The following is an 18,096-nucleotide window of genomic DNA, read 5'->3' as shown; positions in this document are numbered from 1 at the left end:
CTATCCAGGGAAGCTTAGCACAGCAGTAGAATTTGAAAATGAATGGAGTACATAATACCATGTCTAGTTTACCAAATTGTCCTGAATGTAATTCAGAGTACACTTATGAGGATCGCAGTCTCTTCATTTGCCCGGAATGCGCTCATGAGTGGTCTACCGAGTCAGAAGCAAGCAGTGAAGACGTAAAGGTCGTCAAAGATGCGAATGGTAACATCCTGCAGGATGGTGACTCTGTAACGGTCATTAAAGACCTTAAAGTGAAGGGAAGCTCATCCGTCTTAAAAATCGGCACCAAAGTAAAAAACATCCGTCTGGTGGATGGCGATCACAATATTGACTGCAAAATTGATGGTTTTGGAGCAATGAAGCTAAAATCGGAGTTTGTAAAAAAGAATTAAAATGTAAGAAAGGAGAAGCCTAGGGCTTCTCCTTTTTTGTGTTTATAATGGTGCTAACCATACGGTTCCGGTTCCCCTGTACACATTTACCAGCCCTTCGCCGGAAGCAGCAGAGCCCATTTTGGTTTTCCCGGATTTTTCGACGGTGAATTGTAAGGTATTGGACCACATGAGGGCAAAGTTACCATCCACCTTCAGCACATCATTTTGCAATTCTATAACGACCGCTTCCTCGGAAGGGATTGGAGCTTGAAGTGCCAGAACTCCTTTTCCGCGGGCGCTTAAATTAAATAACCCTTCTCCACCCAGTGCGGCAGAGGAAAGATTACTACGTGCAACGACGGATATGTCTAGCGTCGTGTCACAAGCCAAAAACAAGCCGTCTTCGATGGCAATATCATCATTGTCGACATCAATAAGCCAAATATATTGGTAGGTAGGCTCCAGCATGATGGTACCCGTGCCTTTATAGTGTGGCTTAATGGCACCTGTCCCGGTTACAGCACCGGACACCAAGTTTCGCATTAAGCCTCCCACGCCTTTTACACCGGTAGTCATTTCCATGCTACCCACAGTATATTGCATGGCTCCCGCCTTCATCATAATCTCACTATTGTTGATTTCGATCATGAGCTGTTTGCGGCGCATGTTACTTTTGCTCATATAGTAATTGTCTTGCGCAGCCGCAACCGAGGTGCAGCTCAAATCTGTTATGTATTCCAGTACCGTAAATCCGCCTAATTGGTCAGTGATAGCAACATTGCTGTTATCCTTTAAATTATTAATAACAAAAGCCATAAATGTAAGTGCCTCCTTGTTGTATTCATGGTGTGGGGATGGGAAACTTCTTTGTTCCATACAATATTCGACAAAGAGACTTCTTTTCCTGCGGCGAATCTTGACACTTCCCTTGGCTGATTTTCAGACTCAGAAAAGGAGAGCTTGAAAAAGATGCGAAAAAGGTTCAATATAAAGATATCGGTTTTTAAAATGATTGGCTTCGAAAGCAGCCGAATGAGAATGAAACATGAAAATAGGGGGTAGAGCAAGTGGAGATAGGGATAAGCACGTTTGTAGAAACAACGCCGGATCCCCAAACGGGGGAGGTTATCAGTCACGCACAACGAATACGTGAAGTGGTCGAGGAGATTGTGCTTGCAGATCAGGTAGGGCTGGATGTGTACGGCGTCGGGGAGCATCATCGTAAAGATTATGCGGCATCTGCACCTGCTGTTATCCTCGCTGCTGCTGCTGCACAGACCCAACGGATTCGGTTAACCAGTGCAGTTACGGTACTTTCATCGGATGATCCCGTACGTGTGTTTCAGGATTTTGCTACACTGGACGGCATTTCGAATGGACGAGCTGAGATTATGGCAGGCCGGGGCTCTTTTATCGAATCGTTCCCGTTATTTGGGTATGATTTGGATAACTACGATGAGTTATTTGATGAAAAACTGGAGCTGTTATTGAAAATCCGAGAATCCGAGAAAGTCACCTGGAAGGGCGGACATCGGCCTGCAATTCACAATTTGAGCGTGTATCCGCGTCCAGTTCAAAATCCGTTGCCCGTATGGATTGGGAGTGGGGGGAATCAGGAATCTGTGGTTCGTGCAGGATTGCTCGGTTTGCCATTGGTTCTGGCGATTATCGGGGGTAGCCCTGTACAGTTTGCCCCGTTGGTGGAACTATATAAAAAAGCCGCGAGGCATGCCGGTCATGATGCATCGCTGCTTCCGGTTGCATCACACTCACATGGTTTTATCGCAGAGACTACTGAGCTGGCAGCGGATAAGTTCTTCCCTTCCACTCAGCAGAGCATGAATGTGCTTGGGCGTGAACGCGGTTGGGGCCCTTACACTCGCTCCAGCTTCGATGCCGCACGCAGCTTTGAAGGAGCGTTATATGTAGGTGATTCAGACACGGTTGCCAAGAAAATCATTCATCTCCGTAAACAGGTAGGCATTACACGTTTTCTGTTGCACGTGCCCGTCGGTACGATGCCGCATGACGATGTCATGAGAGCTATTGAGCTATTGGGAACAGAGGTAGCACCACGGGTTCGTGAAGAGATATCCAAGTGGGAATCCGAGAGTAAATAGGTGGATTGATCTCAGTAGACAAAGGAGAAAGGGGCAGACCATGAGCGATATGGCCGCTCCTTTCTTAACTCTAAAATAATCTATATATGAGCTGATCAGATCATTTTTTATTTTGTCCGTTTTTTATGCGTGATGCGCTTTTGCAACAGGGTTTTACCTTGTTTTAGTCTCTTAGGTTTAGCAGGGACTCTGCGCAGGATAGGTTTCTCTTGGGTTGCCTTGGAAGGCAATGTCATGCGATGTGTGGATGATGCAGGTTTTCTTTGACTGCTGCTCGTTACAAAGTTGATGGTGTAGTCCAAGACGAATGGACTAACTGCGATTCTCCGCAGTCCCACGCTTCTACAAGTGGTACAACCTGTATCCCAGCACCAATTGAAGGCATTCTCAGGAACTTGAGTGAAATATGAACCCCGCCATTCGCGTCCAAAATCATCTTCAGCGTAATAAAAGAACGTATTCCCTCCTGCGAAGCCGCTCCAAACCTGAATAGTCTGTCCAGGGTTAACACGGTACCAGCCTGCTTTAGAATAGTTAACAGGAGTACAGCTGAAGTCCGGATAGGCAAAGACCACAAAGATAGCCGCATTGGTACTGTTGCGAAAATTGAGACCCATTTGTCGTCACTTCTTTCCTCATATAGTAATCCTACAGAGTATTCTATGAGAGTTTTGAAAGAAGGGAACGGACACGAGTCTCTTAATCGCTAAAATTGAACCATTTGCTGATGTCTATTTTGTTATGTTCATTTATAGATCTCCATTCGTTTGATTCTGGTTGATAGGTATAATCTTTTTGCCAGGTCACGATGTTTTCCACGATTGCCCGTATGGAAGAGGCGATATAGGAGACTTCCTGATTTGTCATCATGGGATGGAGCGACAGACGCACCCAGCCCGGTTTTCGAGATAAGTCTCCCGCATGGATCAGGTCTGTCATTTGTTTGGATGTTTGTGGGTCAATGCCCAGCAAATAATGTCCGTAGGGGCCTGCACAAGAGCAGCCGCCCCGGACCTGAATGCCAAACCGATCATTCAATAGTTTTACGATCAGGTTATAGTGAATAGGACCGACAACAAAAGAAACGATTCCCATTCGTTCTTGGCTGCTTCCTCCTAAAATGTGTAGTCCTGGTATGGTACTCAAGCTTTTTAGTAATAATGATGTCAGTTCCTTTTTTCGCTCCAACATTCGGTTGTATCCCATTTGTTCTTTCAGCCGAATGCAGAGCGCCGTTCGAACGGCCTGTAGAAAGGCAGGGGTTCCTCCATCCTCACGGGCTTCAGTATTATCTTTATACTCGTATCCACCCCAAGGATTGGTCCAGCTAACTGTACCCCCTCCGGGCTGATCCGGAGCACAACTAAGGCATAGTCTCGAATCCATAATTAAAACGCCGCTTGTACCGGGACCCCCAAGAAATTTGTGGGGTGAAAATACAATCCCGTCCAGTTTCTCGAGAGGATCTGTGGGGTGCATGTTAATCTCGGCATAAGGTGCGCTTGCTGAAAAATCAATGAAACAAACGCCGCCATGTTCGTGCATTTTGCGAGATAGCTGGTAAATCGGTACTTCGAACCCTGTAACATTAGAGCAGGCGGTAAAGGCGCCGATTTTGATAGGGCGATGCCGGAAATAAAGCAGCAGTCGTTCGAGATGAGTTGGATCGACAATCCCGCCGGGACCCGGAGGAAGACATACAACGTCTCCAACGGTTTCTGCCCAGGAAATATGATTGGAATGATGCTCCATATGTGTAACGAAAATAACGGGGCGCTCTTTTTTGGCGATGGGGTAGAGGGGCTTTAATTTTTCATGTATTTTCAATCCTAATAGCCGCTGAAGCTTATTCACTGCACCTGTCATACCTGACCCGGCGAACAGGATGATATCATGTTCATTGGCATGAACGTGGCCCTTAATGATTTGTTTCGCTTCTTCATAGGCTTGGGTCATCAGAGTTCCTGTCAAATTAGACTCCGTATGCGTATTCGCCACAAAAGGGCCTAATTCATGAGCTATTTTCGACTCGATGGGTCCATACAGACGGCCACTGGCTGCCCAATCCGCATAAATCAGCTTTTTTTGCCCATATGGAGATTCAAAGGTCTGGTGATATCCGATTGTACTTTCGCGATACCTTTGGAAATAAGCCTCGTTAGAAGGCTGATACCTACAATTACTGCTTCCAATTCGAGCCATGAGCATACGGCGCCTCCCAAGTCGTTCTGTCTTCTTAGGGTACGTAAGTAGGTCCGAATGGGTTAAAAAAAATAGGCGAGTGTCATCATTTAGTCACAATAAAAGCCTCATCCAACAGCCGGATAAGGCGCAAGTCTATCCTATATAAACAACTGCATATCGGATTCGAGCGCATCTTTTAGATACGTTTTGGCCTCGATAATTTCCAGTTCAGGTATAAATTCTTCCGGTTTAAAACCCATAATATCCACCGATAGCTTACAGGCATAAAATTTGACGTTTTTCTTCCGGGCACCTTTTAGGAAGTGGATCAGCTTTGGGGCTTCATTGTCTTCCAACATTTCCGTTAGCATCAGTTTGCCCAGACCACTAAAATTCATATGGGACAGCGGTAAGGATTCAGGCCCTTTGGGCGTCATCAAGTCCATGAGTTTCTCGTAAATCGTCTTATCCTCAAGCGTCATCTTCTCGGGATCACGAACCAGTGATAATCCCCAGAACGCAAAAAACATCGTCACATCCACATCCAATTCCCGCGCTGTATTTGCCAGAATCAGTCCAGCCATTGCCTTATCATAATCGCCGCTGAACATAAGCAGATTCATCCTTTTATCCACAATTCCCGCCTCCATTACCAACAGATATATTCAGTATGGATTTGGAAATGAAAACTATGCATGGTTCACTGTGTTGTCTGAAGCCGCAAATTTTTCTCACGGCACACTCGACAACTCAGCAAAAGATATCCTGTCTACAATATCAAAACCGTTTCCCTGTCCTCTTGGCTTCACAACTACAGTACCCAAGTTCGGAATCTCGCCCAAACCAATGCCTTGAGGGAAACTGTGAGCAATGATAACTTTGTTGGTCCCAGAAGGTGGAACTTTCTCTAACACAGAAGTCAGTTCGGCTAATGTACTTTCCTTCTCTGCTGCGGTTACATCACCACTTAGATTGTAAATTCTAACCCAGAAGGGATCTACATGAACATTTTCTGCTCCAAAAGCTAATTCTGCCGTTTCCCTTGTTCGACAAAAGGGACTTGCTATAACTGGGGTTTGAATGGGGATTTGTAAGCTCTTTATCCTTTCCCCAAAAAGTAAGGCTTGTCTTTTACCTTCCTCGGAAAGATTCCTTTGGAGTGAGCAATCGCCGAAGACGAGATTAGGTTGATCTTCTCCTAGCGTTGCTTCACCGTGCCTAACGAACAGAATGTATCCACCCTGACGAAGAGAACTTAGTAACTCTGGTTTAACTGGTCTAGCTTCCGCTGTATTTATAGCTGCTCCCACGATTTGTATCGGAGTCATAAGAAGTAAAGAAAGCATGCATGCATAAACTAACCTTTTCATCTTCGCATCTCTCCCCCTAAGAATACAATTTTGAGATATAGTATATGTATTGAGGGAAGAAAAAAACGGGGAATAGTATAAGTTACTGTTTCATAGGCTAGGCGGTTGTAACCCTCTAACATTGAGTTTTTTACTATTTAACAATATGCTGCCAATCCTTTTCTGCGCTTTTTCTGCAGTTCCCTACCCAAAACATGACGCTACTTATGCAACGGTTCGCCGTTACCAATGTCATATCTACAAACCGTCCCATTCTGTATAATCTCAAGGGGAATTCAAGACACAAGCCTGAGATCGGGAGGATCATGAGAAAGTGAGTATAGAGAACAAATATAAAGCACTTGAACTGGAAAAGCCGGGCATCTACGAGCTGGAGGGACTGGAAGTCGGGGTCACCTCTAATTGCAACTTCAAGTGTGATTACTGCTGCGCATATCAGCGGAACGATGGGCAATGCATTAGCAGCAAAGAGGTCATTGATATTATTGATGACATTCCAACGTTAAAACGTGTGCGACTGTCCGGGGGAGAAGTGACCCTGAAGTATGAGGATTGTCTGGACATTGTGGCTCACTGTTCGAGCAAAGGAATCGCTACCCAGCTCAACACCAATGCCAGCTTGCTCAGCCCTGAACGAATTGAGAAACTGCGTGATGCAGGTCTTTCCAACATTCATATCTCCTTCAACTTCACGGATGCTGATAAATATGCAGCATATTATCATGTTCATCCTCGCATGTATGAGAAAATTGTTCAAAATATCCGGTTATGTACCGAGGCCAAGCTGGAAACGGTGTTGGAGACGTTGCTGTTTGCGGAGACACAAAACAACATGCCAGCTATTAGCGAAATGGTATATGATCTCGGTGTGCGCATCCATGAAATCCAAAACAGCATTGTGATGGATCATACCAACTGGAACGCTATTTCCACCAAGGAAGCGCTCGTCCGTTCCGTTCATGACCTGATTGCACATAAAAAAGATGATACTGTATTGTATTTCACCTGTATGGACCGTTTCGCAGAAGCACTGGGTTTCAAGGAACAGCCGGGTGTGTATTTTTCCAATTGTGTTGATGGTAAAAAACAGCTCCATCTGCACGGGAACGGGGACATTCTGATCTGTGAGCTATGCCATCCTGTGGTCATCGGCAATATCTATAACGGAACATCCTTAAAGGATATTTACAAAAACAAACCGAAGCAGCTTCAGGAGTTTCTCGACAAACTGCCTTGTCCTGCATATGATGCGCTTTTTCCTGTAGGAAGCAAGTAGACATGATTTGAGATTGTGAGACTAAAGCATCTACCACCCTAACAGTCAGGGTGGTAGATATCCTTCATGTAACTCCATGAATCCTTTATCAATGATTTTAATGAAAGGGTTTACATGTTAAAATATAAAAATATAATTCTCTTATGAAAGAAGGAGTAGATATGAAATATAGAAATGTAGGCAACAGTGGTCTTAAAATTAGTGAAATCGGCTTGGGGAGCTGGTTGACGTACGGTACAGCCGCCGAGCAGGAAGCAGCTCATACCTGTATTGCCAAAGCCTTTGAACTCGGGATTAATTTCTTTGATACCGCGAACGCGTATAACCGGGGAGAAGGCGAAAAGGCTATGGGAGCTGCCTTGAAGTCTTATCGAAGAGATAGCTATGTATTATCTACTAAGGTGTACTTCCCTATGGATTCCGGTCCCAATGACAGGGGACTGTCACGCAAGCACATTATGGAGCAATGTGAAGCGAGTCTGAAGCGTCTGGGTACGGATTATATCGACATGTACTTTTGTCATCGTTATGATCCGGACACTCCTTTGGAAGAGACGCTGCGAGCGCTCGATGACCTTCAGGCTCAGGGTAAGATTCTGTACGCTGCTGTCAGCGAATGGAGTGCTGCCCAGCTCATGGATGCTTATGGGATTGGAAAAAGGCTGAATCTGCGCCCGCTGATTGCCAATCAGCCGATCTATAATATGTTCGAACGTTACATCGAGCATGAGGTACTTCCGGTATCCGGGCAGGTAGGCATCGGCCAAATTGTATTTTCGCCTCTGGCCCAAGGGGTCCTCACGGGGAAATACAAGCCTGGACAACCTTTACCGACGGGTAGCCGCGGGGCTGATGCCTCTGTCAATAATGTCATCAGCAGTTACATGAACGATACCGTTCTGAACTGTGTCCAGGAGCTGGATAAGCTGGCGAAGAATTTGGGTGTTACCCTGTCACAGCTCGCGCTTGCTTGGATTCTGAGAGAACCGGGTATCAGCGCTGCACTTATTGGGGCTACTAAACCGGCACAAATTGAGGAAAATGTAAAAGCAGTCGAAGTGACGCTGCAACCGGAGACATGCGCGGAAATTGAGCAGATTCTTAAGCAAGCAGAGGGTTTTGAACCTTTGCGTTAAGCATTCACACGAGCCTCTGTAGAGGCGAACCATTAACTAGCTCCAAGTATGGCATAAATACCTGAACCCACACTAAATACAATCCCGCTCACTAGAACGAGGATTTGCTTCTTTCTGAGATCCAGCGGACCAAAAAAGATGGGTAATAGCCATTTTAGGGTGATGACAGACCATAAGCCCTCCAGTAACCCTAGCATCAACACCTTTTGTCCCCAGTGAAACTTCATTTGCGGTGTTAGCGGACCTGCTAGCATCAAATCACCTGAGGCGCGGATATTCCAGAAAACGATAACCATGAATACAACAAGAGTTAACAATGTGGACATAATATAGGTGATATCCTTTTTAGCCTCTCTGGTGTGCTTGGGCGATTTTTTAAACTCAGGCAAGCCAATCAGGAAAAAAACGATTCCCATAAAAATAGCTGCGCCTATAAAGGAACCGAGTATGATATTGGCCACGATGCCGATGCCATTGATGATTAATAATAAAATAAGCTCTCCCCCTTTGGGGTTACGATGATAGTTATTTTATTGTACATGTAGGAACGAAAATGCTCAAATATTTGGAAAAGCCCCAGCACTTTCGCCTGGGGCTTTTTTGCTTTTTGCCGATTATAATGCTGATTTAATGACCTTTTTATAATACAGGATGGATAGTATCCCGAAAATGGAATATAAGGCGGTGTACAGCACCATAACGATAATCATAGGCATCCAAATTTCGGTTCCAAACAAGAACCAGCCGGATTGAACGGCGAAATAGCTGTGTGATAGGCCAATCACTAATGGAATGCCAAAGTTAAAGAGTTGTTTTATTTTAATACCTCGAAGCAGGTCACTTTGGGTGAACCCTAACTTTCTTAACACCGTATAATTGGCTTTTTCATCTTCGCTCTCATCCATTTGCTTAAAGTAAAGGATACAGCCTGATGTAATGAGAAAGGTGAGTCCCAAAAAGCCAACTACAAACATGATCACTCCCATGTTCCGCTTCTGATTGCTGCTCATTTCAAGGCGGGATGTTTGTTGATCATTAAAATTCGCAGCTGCAAAGAGACGATTGGCTTCTTCAATCTGTTCTGCATTTATCATATCAATTCCAATATATAAGGATGATTTCTTTTGAATCTCAGGATTTACATCTTTCTTTAACCGCTCAAAGATGGTTTCGTCTACAATGACAGTGGGTACTCCCCCGGCTGCAAAATAGTAGGGAATGACATAATCCTTTTTTAGACCCACATATTGTTGAGGTATGACTTCTGTTTTCCCCTTCAAATCCAAGGGGCCAAAGTCTTTCAAGGACATGAATTTCTGTAACATATCATTATAGCCCGTTAAAACCGTTTGGCCTGGAGTTACATCCGTACCCTCCACAGATTGGTCGCTTACGACAGGCAGTGTCATGGAATCCGTACCATCATTTAATTGTTCCATAGGAGTCTCCATAATTTGCGCTGTCTTCACACTGACTTGAATCACTTCAATTTTCTTTTCACGATACTTTATATCATGCTCATGAAGTAACGCTTTGAATTTCTCCGCATCCGGTACATTCGTCATGGCAAAATGGGAAGGTACATTGTCCTCAGCTGCTTGATCCGCAGAATAATAGGCGATATAGCTTAAGGAAAGTAAACCGATGGCAAGTGCCGATACTGTCGTAATAATGGTCAACAACAAAGCATTGGACTTCATGCGGAACATAATGGACGAGAGGGACAGCACCTCATGGATGTTTAAATATCCGCCTTTACTCTTTCTGATGATATTGGAAATAAAGCGGATAGATCCTTTATAAAAAAGGAGTGTTCCGATGATGACAGTGCCCAAAATAAACACCATAGCCATAAACAATTCATTTATGGATGTAAAGTCTCCACCAAATAATTTGGAGGAAACATAGTAACCTAAAGCGATGAGAGAGATGCCAATGATCCCGATGATCATCTCAAAGATCGATATTTTCTTGATTTTCCCTTCGGTGGTTGAGGTCACTCTGAACAAGGACAAAATACTTTGTCTTTTGATAAAAGAATAATTCATGAGCATGATCAGCAGGTAGATGACAACAAAAACGATGAGTGTTTGAGTCAGTGCTTGGTTAGAGAAATATAGAGTGGCAATGGCTTCGACGCCCGTCGTCTTAAATAAAATCATAATCACTAATTTGGAAAAGGAGAATCCAACCCCAATCCCAATGAAGAGGGAACTAAAGTATAAAATTAGGTTTTCAGCACTCAGGATGCGAAAAATTTTACTTTTAGTCATTCCGATCAATTGAAATAGGCCAATTTCTTTGCTTCGTCTTTTTATAAAAATATTATTGGCATACATAAGAAAAATGCAGACAATAGCGACCAGTAAAATGGAAGCTGCCCGTATGGAAGCTGCACCTTTAACAGACCCCTTCACTTCGTCCATGGAGGGATCGTACTGTAGTGTGACAAAAGCGAAATAGAGTGCAACACTGAAAATGAGGGCAAAAACATAAAGGTAATAATTTTTCAGGTTTTTTTTCAAATTTTTTAGAATGAGCAGGTTAATGTTCATATTGGACCCCGCCTAAGACCCCTTGGGTTTTCATGATATCCTGGAAGAAGCTTTGTCTTTCCTGCTCGCCTTTGTGAAGCTGCGTATACATTTGCCCATCCTTAATAAAAATAACCCGACTGCAATGGCTGGCAGCGACAGGATCATGCGTGACCATAATAATGGTTGCTTTGCGTTTTTGGTTCAACTGGCCCAGCTTGTTTAATAAATCGGAAGCCGACTTGGAATCCAGTGCACCCGTAGGTTCATCGGCAAAAATAATACTGGGCTCATGAATAAACGCTCTGGCCGCTGATGTACGCTGTTTCTGTCCACCCGAAATTTCATTGGGATACTTATCTTTCAACTCATAAATCCCCAATTCTGTAGCCACTTCCTGAAATCTTCGGTTGGCTTCTTTCTTAGGCGTTTTGGTGATGGATAACGGTAAGAGGATGTTCTCCTTCACCGTTAGCGTATCCAGCAGATTATACTCCTGAAAAATAAAGCCTAAATGCTCTTTGCGAAATTCAGCCAGTTGCTTTTCTTTCATTTTCGTCATTTCGATATCATTGATTCTAATGGAACCTTGGCTCACTTTATCAATAGAGGAAAGAACATTCAGCAATGTGGTTTTACCTGAACCGGAGGCTCCCATAATACTGACAAATTCCCCTTCTTCAATAAGGATATCTATTCCCTTCAAAACCTCCTGCATATTGAACTTATTACCGTAGCTTTTACGGATTTTATGAGCTTCTAAAATGTTCACTTCGATGCACTCCTTATTGTTCTTGTAGCCTTATTATAAAAATAGAGCCGATGTTTTTCCTTTGATTGGGCGAACAATACATAAAAGCATGTGACATCTCTGTCACATGCTTACCACACTCACGAAATCATTTCGTTTGGGAAAAATTAAAGTGAAGGTTGTACCTACGTTCGGTTTGGAGTGCACATCTATATGTATGAGCAAGGTTTGTGCTGCCTTTTTCGTTAAATATAACCCCATACCCGTTGAAGTGTGATCAGAATGTTGGGTTGTGGAGGTAAAACCTTTCTCGAAGATACGCGGTATATCCTTCGGATCAATACCGCGTCCAAAGTCTTGAACCTCAAGCTGTATTCGATCCCTTTGTTCATAGCTGTGAATGATAATATCACTGGCATCGCTATATTTGATGGCATTGGTTAAGAGCTGTCTGATGATAAAAGCCAGCCATTTGGCATCACTCAGCACTTCCATGTGCTCAAGTTGGATGTCAAAACCGATCCCCTTTTGGATGCACCATGACTGTAATGCTTTGATCTCTTTAAAAACCAGAGATTTTAAATCCACTTGCTCGACATACAGATCATTTTCAATAAAAGATATTCGTTTGTGATGGAGCTGCTGATCCAGCAGTAAGTGAATTCGTAGCCATTCATAGGTTAACTGAGCTTTTAGGGACTTGTCGTCCAACCGCTCAATCATCAAATGCATGGTGGTCAAAGGTGTTTTTACCTCATGAATCCAGGATAATAGTTCATCTTTTTCATGTTCAAGTGTCAATTGATTTTGCGAGATGATCTGTTGTAACCGTTCGTTCTGGCCCGTGATTTTTTGTTCAATGATTTGCTCAAACGGACTCTCCGGTTCGCCTATACCCGTTAGTTCAAGAGAACTCTCCCATTTTTCTAGTGTGGTATAGAACTTGGTTTCCTTGGGATAACGAATGATTAAAAAAACCAAGAAAATCATCATAGATAAGAAGACGATATAAAGAATCGGCACTAACGGAATTGCTGCATCCACATAAGCAATGAACAGGATCAGGAATTGCTGACACACAAACAGTAGAATCCAGCTCCGCCTCTCTATAAGGTATTTTTTAATCATAGGCAGGTGCCTCTTCTGTAGCCATGTAGCCTTGCCCGACTTTCGTTTCAATGAAACGGCCCAAATCCAGCTCGTCCAATTTTTTGCGCAGGCGGTTCAAGTTGACGGTCAGGGTATTGTCGCTGACAAAACGTTCATCATCCCAGAGGCTTTTAATTAATTCCTCACGTGCAACAATTTTATTTTTTTGTTCGATCAGCAGCTTCAAAATAAAGATCTCGTTCTTGGTTAATTCGATGGAGCCAGTCTCATTGGCTACTACATTTTTTTCATAGTCGACCGTTGCGCCACACCATGTTTTAAGGGAGACAGGTTCTGTATTGTAATTATATACGCGGCGGAGTGTCGCCTGTAATTTGGCAATGAGTACATCAAAATGAAACGGTTTTTGGATAAAATCATCCGCTCCAAGCTGCATCGACATCACCATATCCGTAGGATGATCCCGTGAAGATAAGAAGAGGATGGGGACGTTAGAGTGGGATCGAATCATTCGACACCAATGAAACCCATCAAATTTCGGCAATTGAATATCTATCACGACCAGATCAGGCTTTATCGTTGTGAATTCCTGAATGACTTTATTAAAGTCCTGGATGCCATACACATCATAGTTCCATTGAGTTAACCGATCCTTCATTTCATGGAACAAAGTTTCATCATCTTCAATTAATAAGATTTTGAACAACGAATTCACCACTTTATATTTTTTTCAGGATTTTGCAAATTCCTCTTTTATAAAGTGTATAGCAAAAATTGTGTATATGCTACATGTGTGAATTCCACTTGATATTGCGATAATCTGCTGTTAATAGTTGAGGTTTATAGTGGGATTTAGATTGACTATCTCATATATATATTAAAGGATGGATGCAATGATGGGGATTCACACGTATTTTCGGTCGCTAAATGAGCTGGAAAGAATCATCCGTTGTCCGGGTAAGTTTAAATTCGAGGAACACAGCGTATCGGCACATTCTTGGAAAGTCGTACAATACGCCAAAACGCTGGCTGATATTGAAGAGAGAAATGGTGTCCGTATTGACTGGAAAAAGCTATACGAGATTACGAGCAGTCACGATTACGGGGAGATTTTTATTGGAGACATCAAAACGCCAGTTAAGCACTCCTCTAAGGAACTACGATTATTAATCCAACAGGTCGAAGAGGGTATGATTGAGTATTTTATTGAAGAGAATATTCCCGAGGATTTTAAGGCTATTTTTCGCAAACAGCTAAGGGAAGGTAAAGATGATTCTGTAGAAGGTTTAATCCTTGAAGTTGCGGACAAGATGGATCAGGTATACGAAGCATTTGCAGAACTTCAGCGGGGAAATACGGAAAAAGAATTTATAGTCATGTACCGTAATGCACTTGTAAAAATCAAGAATATTCAATTACACTGCGTTGAGTATTTTTTGGAGAATATCCTGCCCGATATGGTCAAGGAAGAAACGCCTTTATCCATTGATATCAAGAAGATTACGGAAGAAGCCTTAGCTTTGTAAGTGAATCTCCCTACCGTCCAGAAGCTACCGACCGCTTCTGTTCATACATAATAATTCTCGTTTCAAAACGAGACAATGCTTGACTTCAAGTTAACTTTAAGTAGTAACATACGGAATGTGACGTGGTGCTTAGGAAATACGATGACTATTCTGAAAATTTAGGAGTGATAGAAATTGAAAAAGAAACAACTGGGTAACAGTGACCTTCAAGTATCTGCACTGGGTCTGGGCTGCATGGGAATGTCCGAATATTACGGTGAGTTGAATGAGCAGGAGTCGATCAAAACACTTCATCGTGCGCTGGAGCTAGGGATAAACTTTTGGGATACTGCCGATGTCTACGGTGTGGGGGAAAATGAAAAACTGATTAGCCAAGTCCTGCGGAGCCGCCGCGACGAAGTCGTATTAGCCACTAAATTTTCCATTATGCGTGGGGAAGATGGCGCATTTATGGGTGTAAGTGGCCGTCCCGAATACGTAAAAGAGGCATGTGATCGCAGCCTGCAAAGACTGGGTGTAGATGTGATTGATCTGTACTACCAGCATCGTGTTGATCCGAATGTGCCTATCGAGGAAACAGTTGGTGCGATGAGTGACTTGGTTCAAGCAGGAAAAGTCCGCTATTTGGGGCTGTCCGAAGCTTCTCCTGGGCTCATTCGACGCGCTCACAAGGTACATCCGATTACAGCGCTGCAAACGGAATACTCCTTATGGAGCCGAGAAGCAGAAGATGAAGTTATACCGGCGTGTAAGGAACTAGGCATCGAATTTGTGGCCTACAGTCCACTTGGACGCGGCTTTTTGAGCGGACAAATTCAGAAGTTTGATGATTTTGCAGAAGATGATTTCCGTCGCTCTGTGCCACGTTTTCAACCTGAGAATTTCCAGAAAAATCTGGATCTCGTGCAGCATGTTAAGGACCTTGCCGCCCAAAAAGGGGTCAAACCTTCTCAACTGGCGTTGGCATGGCTGCTTGCGCAAGAGGGAATTGTACCGATTCCAGGAACCAAGCGGGTTACGTATTTAGAGGAAAATGCAGGATCCGTCGATGTTGTTTTATCCGCACAGGAAATGGAGGCTATTAACGCAATCATTCCAAAGGGGATGGCAGCGGGTCTTCGTTATCCTGCAGAACGGATGCCGAATTGGCAAGCTGAATAATTAAGATAACACGTTGATCCCAAAAGCCGCCCTTAACGCGTATCGACGTGAAAGGCGGCTTTGTGGGTTTACATATACTGCTAAGGGTTGGGTGTGCTTTTAAAATTCCCAAGGGACGTCCTACGGGCAGGAATGTACGACCGAAGTGAGCGTCCTATCCTTATAAAATGGGGGCTTGCAATGCAGTATTGATATTTTGTAGATCCATCGAAAGCTGCTCTTTTACGTTCCAAGGGTGATACCAGCCGCGTTCAATCATGTACGTGGAAATTTGCTCATGCGTATCAATGGCTTCATCCAGTTGCTTTGTAAGAATTGCCTTAATTTCTGGAGTTCCCGCTTCTGTTACGGCCATAGCGTAATTTCTCACACCGCTTTTGGCCGCGTTCAGAAAATCGGCTGCAATGACTTGGTCCGTTAAGGTATGCAGTCCGGTCAAATGCTCCAACAGTGTATTCATGGCTTAACCTCCTGTGAAATGGCTTGATCTAAGAGGGTACCGAGTTCTTGTAATTGGCGGGTCGATAAGTCAACATCCTGCTGTAATATAGCTTTGAGAGTTGGATCAGAGATTAATGCTTGCATGGTTTTAGACTTGGTAAGACACACTGTTTTGAACGCTGACAATTCATGGACTTCAAGTGTTTCGTGCAGGCCATACACCATATGACGTTTACCTCCAATGCTCCAATATATAGTTAAGGTTTAAGTACAACTTTGATGCAATTGTCCTGTCTGGTATCAAAAATTTCATATCCACGTTTGGCGTCGCTTAACGGAATGACGTGTGTAACAACGTCTCCTGGGTCCACCTTTCCCGTATCAATCAGCTCATACATATATGGCATATAGTGAATAACGGGAGCCTGTCCCGTACGTAAATTAACATTTCGCTGAAAAATGTCTCCCAAAGGAAAACCGTTATATCGTCCGCCGTATACACCGGTAACTTGAATGGTGCCACCTTTGCGCACAGCCTGTGTAGCTATGACTAGTCCTCCTAAAGCTCCGCTGTGAAGCTTGAGACCGGAAGCGAGAGATTCCAGCGGAGACATTTTACCGCTCATGCCGGAGCAGTCAATAACTACGTCTGCGCCTCCTTTGGTTATCTCTTTGAGGTAGTTGCCGACGTTTTCTTGCGATTCTACATTAACAATTTCCACATGATTTGTACGCTTCGCATGTTGCAGACGATAATCCAGATAGTCTGCCGCAATGACTCGTTTTGCCCCTTTGAACCAGGCGAACTTTTGCGCTAACAAACCTACCGGCCCACAGCCAATAACAATGACAGTATCCCCCTTCTTCACTCCGGCATTATCGACGCTCCAAAATGCAGTAGTCATGGCATCAGCAATCAGGCAAAGCTTCTCGTCAGGATGTTCACAACTCTCCGGAATTTTGAAGTGAGTGAAGTTGGCAAAAGGCACACGTAAATATTCAGCTTGTCCACCCGGATATCCACCAGTTGTTCCTGAATAGCCGAAAAAACCGCCCATATCTCCATGCTCATTAGAATGATCACACTGACTTTCCAATTGGTTTTTACAATAAAAGCATTCACCGCACGCTATGTTGAACGGAATGATCACGCGGTCTCCCTTTTTCAAGTTGGTTACCCCGCTGCCGACTTCTTCTACAACCCCCATCGGCTCATGCCCAATTACATAATCCTCTTGTAGATTCGGAATCATTCCATGAATGAGATGCAGATCTGAACCACAAATAGCGGTTGTCGTCAGTCTGACAATCGCATCGTCGGCTTTTTGAATACTTGGGTCCGGAACCTCTTTAACCACAACGTTTTTGATACCTTGGTAGGTCACTGCTTTCATGCCTGGTTTCCTCCCATATGTTCGTCCGGCGTGCGATCAAACATACCCTTGCGGGTGGTATCGTCTGGGAACAGTTTCATTTTGCTGATGTCCACCGTCTTGTTGGCTGATAGTTGATCCAATTGATACTGCTTTTGCAGATCATAAGGATGAAACCATTTTTTTCGTACCATAAGATCAGTGATTTCCTGATGAAGAGCGATGCCTTGATGCAGTTGATTGCGCAACAGAGTTCTGGCATCTGGAGAGACGGTTTCCGTCAAGGCTACGGCTGTATTTCGAACTCCTTCCTTGACGCGAATCAGAAAATCCATCGCTAAGGTCGTGTCTGCCATTTCCGGCATGTTTAATGAGTTTTTTGGATCCACATAATCCATTTTAGCGGACTGGGTCTGATCTAATGTCACATCATTCACCTCAATTTAAAATTGGTGTTGGTCGGAATTCTGGAACAGGTGCCTGAAACGGTGCTTTAACATACAATGCTTGCAAATCGGCAATAGCTTGTATAGATTGCTGAACATCTTTTTCCATTAGATCCTTTAGCTCTTGATCGAATACCAAGCCCTGCATTAATTTGGACTTGGCTAAGCATAACGTTTTAAAATTAAGCGCTTCGTGGATTTCTAAGGACTCATGCGCCGCTAATGTAGACTGTTGGTTTATCATCGGATCACCTTTCTTTTATGTTTCTCAAAGGTATGTTATCCAGC

The 18,096-nt window shown here is 43.8% G+C and carries 21 protein-coding genes; 6 read left to right on the top strand and 15 right to left on the bottom strand.

Going from position 1 to position 18,096, the window contains the following annotated elements; genetic code table 11:
- Nucleotides 1-59: 59 nt before the first annotated feature.
- A complete protein-coding gene (locus NSQ57_RS24880) occupies nt 60-398 on the top strand; it encodes a zinc ribbon domain-containing protein YjdM (protein ID WP_342425457.1) in 339 nt (112 codons plus the stop codon).
- 42 nt (nt 399-440) lie between these two features.
- Here NSQ57_RS24880 and NSQ57_RS24875 read toward each other — a convergent pair whose 3' ends face one another.
- The gene (locus NSQ57_RS24875; protein ID WP_029518860.1) at nt 441-1,196 is read right to left on the bottom strand and encodes an AIM24 family protein; all 756 of its coding nucleotides are present in this window, start codon (nt 1,194-1,196) and stop codon (nt 441-443) included.
- Between the two features lie 251 nt (nt 1,197-1,447).
- Here NSQ57_RS24875 and NSQ57_RS24870 point away from each other — a divergent pair, with 251 nt between their 5' ends.
- On the top strand, nt 1,448-2,500 hold the full coding sequence (locus tag NSQ57_RS24870; protein WP_342425456.1) for an LLM class flavin-dependent oxidoreductase: 1,053 nt from the start codon (nt 1,448-1,450) through the stop codon (nt 2,498-2,500).
- Between the two features lie 107 nt (nt 2,501-2,607).
- Here the strand turns inward: NSQ57_RS24870 and NSQ57_RS24865 are convergent, their stop codons facing one another.
- The 4 genes from NSQ57_RS24865 to NSQ57_RS24850 form a co-directional block, all read right to left on the bottom strand.
- Nucleotides 2,608-3,117 (bottom strand): DUF1036 domain-containing protein, encoded by a 510-nt coding sequence (locus NSQ57_RS24865; protein ID WP_165145570.1) that lies wholly within the window; start codon nt 3,115-3,117, stop codon nt 2,608-2,610.
- 82 nt (nt 3,118-3,199) lie between these two features.
- Nucleotides 3,200-4,708, bottom strand: coding sequence for an aminotransferase class V-fold PLP-dependent enzyme (locus NSQ57_RS24860; RefSeq protein ID WP_342425455.1), 1,509 nt, complete (start codon nt 4,706-4,708; stop codon nt 3,200-3,202).
- A gap of 134 nt (nt 4,709-4,842) precedes the next feature.
- Nucleotides 4,843-5,319 carry a DsrE/DsrF/DrsH-like family protein gene (locus NSQ57_RS24855; RefSeq protein ID WP_029518856.1) on the bottom strand — a complete coding sequence of 159 codons (477 nt, stop codon included), beginning with the start codon at nt 5,317-5,319 and terminating at the stop codon, nt 4,843-4,845.
- 96 nt (nt 5,320-5,415) lie between these two features.
- Nucleotides 5,416-6,054, bottom strand: coding sequence for a histidine phosphatase family protein (locus NSQ57_RS24850; RefSeq protein WP_342425454.1), 639 nt, complete (start codon nt 6,052-6,054; stop codon nt 5,416-5,418).
- A gap of 313 nt (nt 6,055-6,367) precedes the next feature.
- Here NSQ57_RS24850 and NSQ57_RS24845 point away from each other — a divergent pair, with 313 nt between their 5' ends.
- Both NSQ57_RS24845 and NSQ57_RS24840 read left to right on the top strand, forming a co-directional pair.
- Complete coding sequence (locus NSQ57_RS24845) at nt 6,368-7,330, top strand: radical SAM protein (RefSeq protein WP_342425453.1); 963 nt, start codon at nt 6,368-6,370, stop codon at nt 7,328-7,330.
- 161 nt (nt 7,331-7,491) lie between these two features.
- Nucleotides 7,492-8,466, top strand: a complete 975-nt coding sequence (locus NSQ57_RS24840) for an aldo/keto reductase family protein (RefSeq protein WP_342425452.1) — start codon at nt 7,492-7,494, stop codon at nt 8,464-8,466.
- A gap of 32 nt (nt 8,467-8,498) precedes the next feature.
- On the opposite strand, the gene NSQ57_RS24835 is transcribed toward NSQ57_RS24840, so the two are convergent.
- The 5 genes from NSQ57_RS24835 to NSQ57_RS24815 form a co-directional block, all read right to left on the bottom strand.
- Nucleotides 8,499-8,882 carry a hypothetical protein gene (locus tag NSQ57_RS24835; protein ID WP_342425451.1) on the bottom strand — a complete coding sequence of 128 codons (384 nt, stop codon included), beginning with the start codon at nt 8,880-8,882 and terminating at the stop codon, nt 8,499-8,501.
- Between the two features lie 198 nt (nt 8,883-9,080).
- Nucleotides 9,081-11,021 (bottom strand): ABC transporter permease, encoded by a 1,941-nt coding sequence (locus NSQ57_RS24830; protein ID WP_342425450.1) that lies wholly within the window; start codon nt 11,019-11,021, stop codon nt 9,081-9,083.
- Nucleotides 11,011-11,772, bottom strand: coding sequence for an ABC transporter ATP-binding protein (locus NSQ57_RS24825; protein WP_069012292.1), 762 nt, complete (start codon nt 11,770-11,772; stop codon nt 11,011-11,013). Before NSQ57_RS24825 ends, NSQ57_RS24830 begins: the two co-directional genes overlap by 11 nt.
- A gap of 102 nt (nt 11,773-11,874) precedes the next feature.
- Complete coding sequence (locus tag NSQ57_RS24820) at nt 11,875-12,879, bottom strand: sensor histidine kinase (RefSeq protein ID WP_342425449.1); 1,005 nt, start codon at nt 12,877-12,879, stop codon at nt 11,875-11,877.
- Entirely contained in the window at nt 12,872-13,567 is a 696-nt protein-coding gene (locus tag NSQ57_RS24815; protein ID WP_029518848.1) for a response regulator transcription factor, read from the bottom strand. Before NSQ57_RS24815 ends, NSQ57_RS24820 begins: the two co-directional genes overlap by 8 nt.
- Before the next feature lie 190 nt (nt 13,568-13,757).
- Here NSQ57_RS24815 and NSQ57_RS24810 point away from each other — a divergent pair, with 190 nt between their 5' ends.
- Both NSQ57_RS24810 and NSQ57_RS24805 read left to right on the top strand, forming a co-directional pair.
- Nucleotides 13,758-14,387, top strand: coding sequence for a YfbR-like 5'-deoxynucleotidase (locus tag NSQ57_RS24810; RefSeq protein WP_209947909.1), 630 nt, complete (start codon nt 13,758-13,760; stop codon nt 14,385-14,387).
- Between the two features lie 174 nt (nt 14,388-14,561).
- Nucleotides 14,562-15,548, top strand: a complete 987-nt coding sequence (locus tag NSQ57_RS24805) for an aldo/keto reductase (protein ID WP_029518846.1) — start codon at nt 14,562-14,564, stop codon at nt 15,546-15,548.
- Between the two features lie 160 nt (nt 15,549-15,708).
- Here the strand turns inward: NSQ57_RS24805 and NSQ57_RS24800 are convergent, their stop codons facing one another.
- From NSQ57_RS24800 to NSQ57_RS24780, 5 genes are read right to left on the bottom strand one after another with little or no spacing between them, the layout of a single operon-like run.
- Nucleotides 15,709-16,008 (bottom strand): spore coat protein, encoded by a 300-nt coding sequence (locus NSQ57_RS24800; protein ID WP_342425448.1) that lies wholly within the window; start codon nt 16,006-16,008, stop codon nt 15,709-15,711.
- Nucleotides 16,005-16,214, bottom strand: a complete 210-nt coding sequence (locus tag NSQ57_RS24795) for a hypothetical protein (RefSeq protein WP_029518844.1) — start codon at nt 16,212-16,214, stop codon at nt 16,005-16,007. The genes NSQ57_RS24800 and NSQ57_RS24795 overlap by 4 nt, the downstream gene beginning before the upstream one ends.
- A gap of 32 nt (nt 16,215-16,246) precedes the next feature.
- Complete coding sequence (locus NSQ57_RS24790; protein ID WP_342425447.1) at nt 16,247-17,383, bottom strand: zinc-dependent alcohol dehydrogenase; 1,137 nt, start codon at nt 17,381-17,383, stop codon at nt 16,247-16,249.
- Nucleotides 17,380-17,760: a spore coat protein gene (locus tag NSQ57_RS24785; protein ID WP_039272188.1), complete on the bottom strand. Its 381-nt coding sequence runs from the start codon at nt 17,758-17,760 to the stop codon at nt 17,380-17,382. Before NSQ57_RS24785 ends, NSQ57_RS24790 begins: the two co-directional genes overlap by 4 nt.
- Before the next feature lie 40 nt (nt 17,761-17,800).
- On the bottom strand, nt 17,801-18,052 hold the full coding sequence (locus tag NSQ57_RS24780; RefSeq protein ID WP_039271973.1) for a hypothetical protein: 252 nt from the start codon (nt 18,050-18,052) through the stop codon (nt 17,801-17,803).
- Nucleotides 18,053-18,096 lie beyond the last annotated feature (44 nt).

This window comes from Paenibacillus sp. FSL L8-0502, assembly GCF_038593055.1.
Classification (GTDB): domain Bacteria; phylum Bacillota; class Bacilli; order Paenibacillales; family Paenibacillaceae; genus Paenibacillus; species Paenibacillus polymyxa_D.
The sequence above is the reverse complement of the archived record's forward strand: the minus strand, read 5'-3'. Positions and strand labels throughout refer to the sequence as shown.

Excerpts from the sequence above, each read along its gene's own strand:
- NSQ57_RS24785 (WP_039272188.1), bottom strand. The coding sequence starts at position 17,760 with ATGGATTATGTGGATCCAAAAAACTCATTAAACATGCCGGAAATGGCA.
- NSQ57_RS24860 (WP_342425455.1), bottom strand. The coding sequence starts at position 4,708 with ATGCTCATGGCTCGAATTGGAAGCAGTAATTGTAGGTATCAGCCTTCT.
- NSQ57_RS24810 (WP_209947909.1), top strand. The coding sequence starts at position 13,758 with ATGGGGATTCACACGTATTTTCGGTCGCTAAATGAGCTGGAAAGAATC.
- NSQ57_RS24830 (WP_342425450.1), bottom strand. The coding sequence starts at position 11,021 with ATGAACATTAACCTGCTCATTCTAAAAAATTTGAAAAAAAACCTGAAA.
- NSQ57_RS24840 (WP_342425452.1), top strand. The coding sequence starts at position 7,492 with ATGAAATATAGAAATGTAGGCAACAGTGGTCTTAAAATTAGTGAAATC.
- NSQ57_RS24850 (WP_342425454.1), bottom strand. The coding sequence starts at position 6,054 with ATGAAAAGGTTAGTTTATGCATGCATGCTTTCTTTACTTCTTATGACT.
- NSQ57_RS24795 (WP_029518844.1), bottom strand. The coding sequence starts at position 16,214 with ATGGTGTATGGCCTGCACGAAACACTTGAAGTCCATGAATTGTCAGCG.
- NSQ57_RS24800 (WP_342425448.1), bottom strand. The coding sequence starts at position 16,008 with ATGAATACACTGTTGGAGCATTTGACCGGACTGCATACCTTAACGGAC.
- NSQ57_RS24865 (WP_165145570.1), bottom strand. The coding sequence starts at position 3,117 with ATGGGTCTCAATTTTCGCAACAGTACCAATGCGGCTATCTTTGTGGTC.
- NSQ57_RS24790 (WP_342425447.1), bottom strand. The coding sequence starts at position 17,383 with ATGAAAGCAGTGACCTACCAAGGTATCAAAAACGTTGTGGTTAAAGAG.
- NSQ57_RS24875 (WP_029518860.1), bottom strand. The coding sequence starts at position 1,196 with ATGGCTTTTGTTATTAATAATTTAAAGGATAACAGCAATGTTGCTATC.
- NSQ57_RS24780 (WP_039271973.1), bottom strand. The coding sequence starts at position 18,052 with ATGATAAACCAACAGTCTACATTAGCGGCGCATGAGTCCTTAGAAATC.
- NSQ57_RS24835 (WP_342425451.1), bottom strand. The coding sequence starts at position 8,882 with ATGGGAATCGTTTTTTTCCTGATTGGCTTGCCTGAGTTTAAAAAATCG.
- NSQ57_RS24880 (WP_342425457.1), top strand. The coding sequence starts at position 60 with ATGTCTAGTTTACCAAATTGTCCTGAATGTAATTCAGAGTACACTTAT.
- NSQ57_RS24820 (WP_342425449.1), bottom strand. The coding sequence starts at position 12,879 with ATGATTAAAAAATACCTTATAGAGAGGCGGAGCTGGATTCTACTGTTT.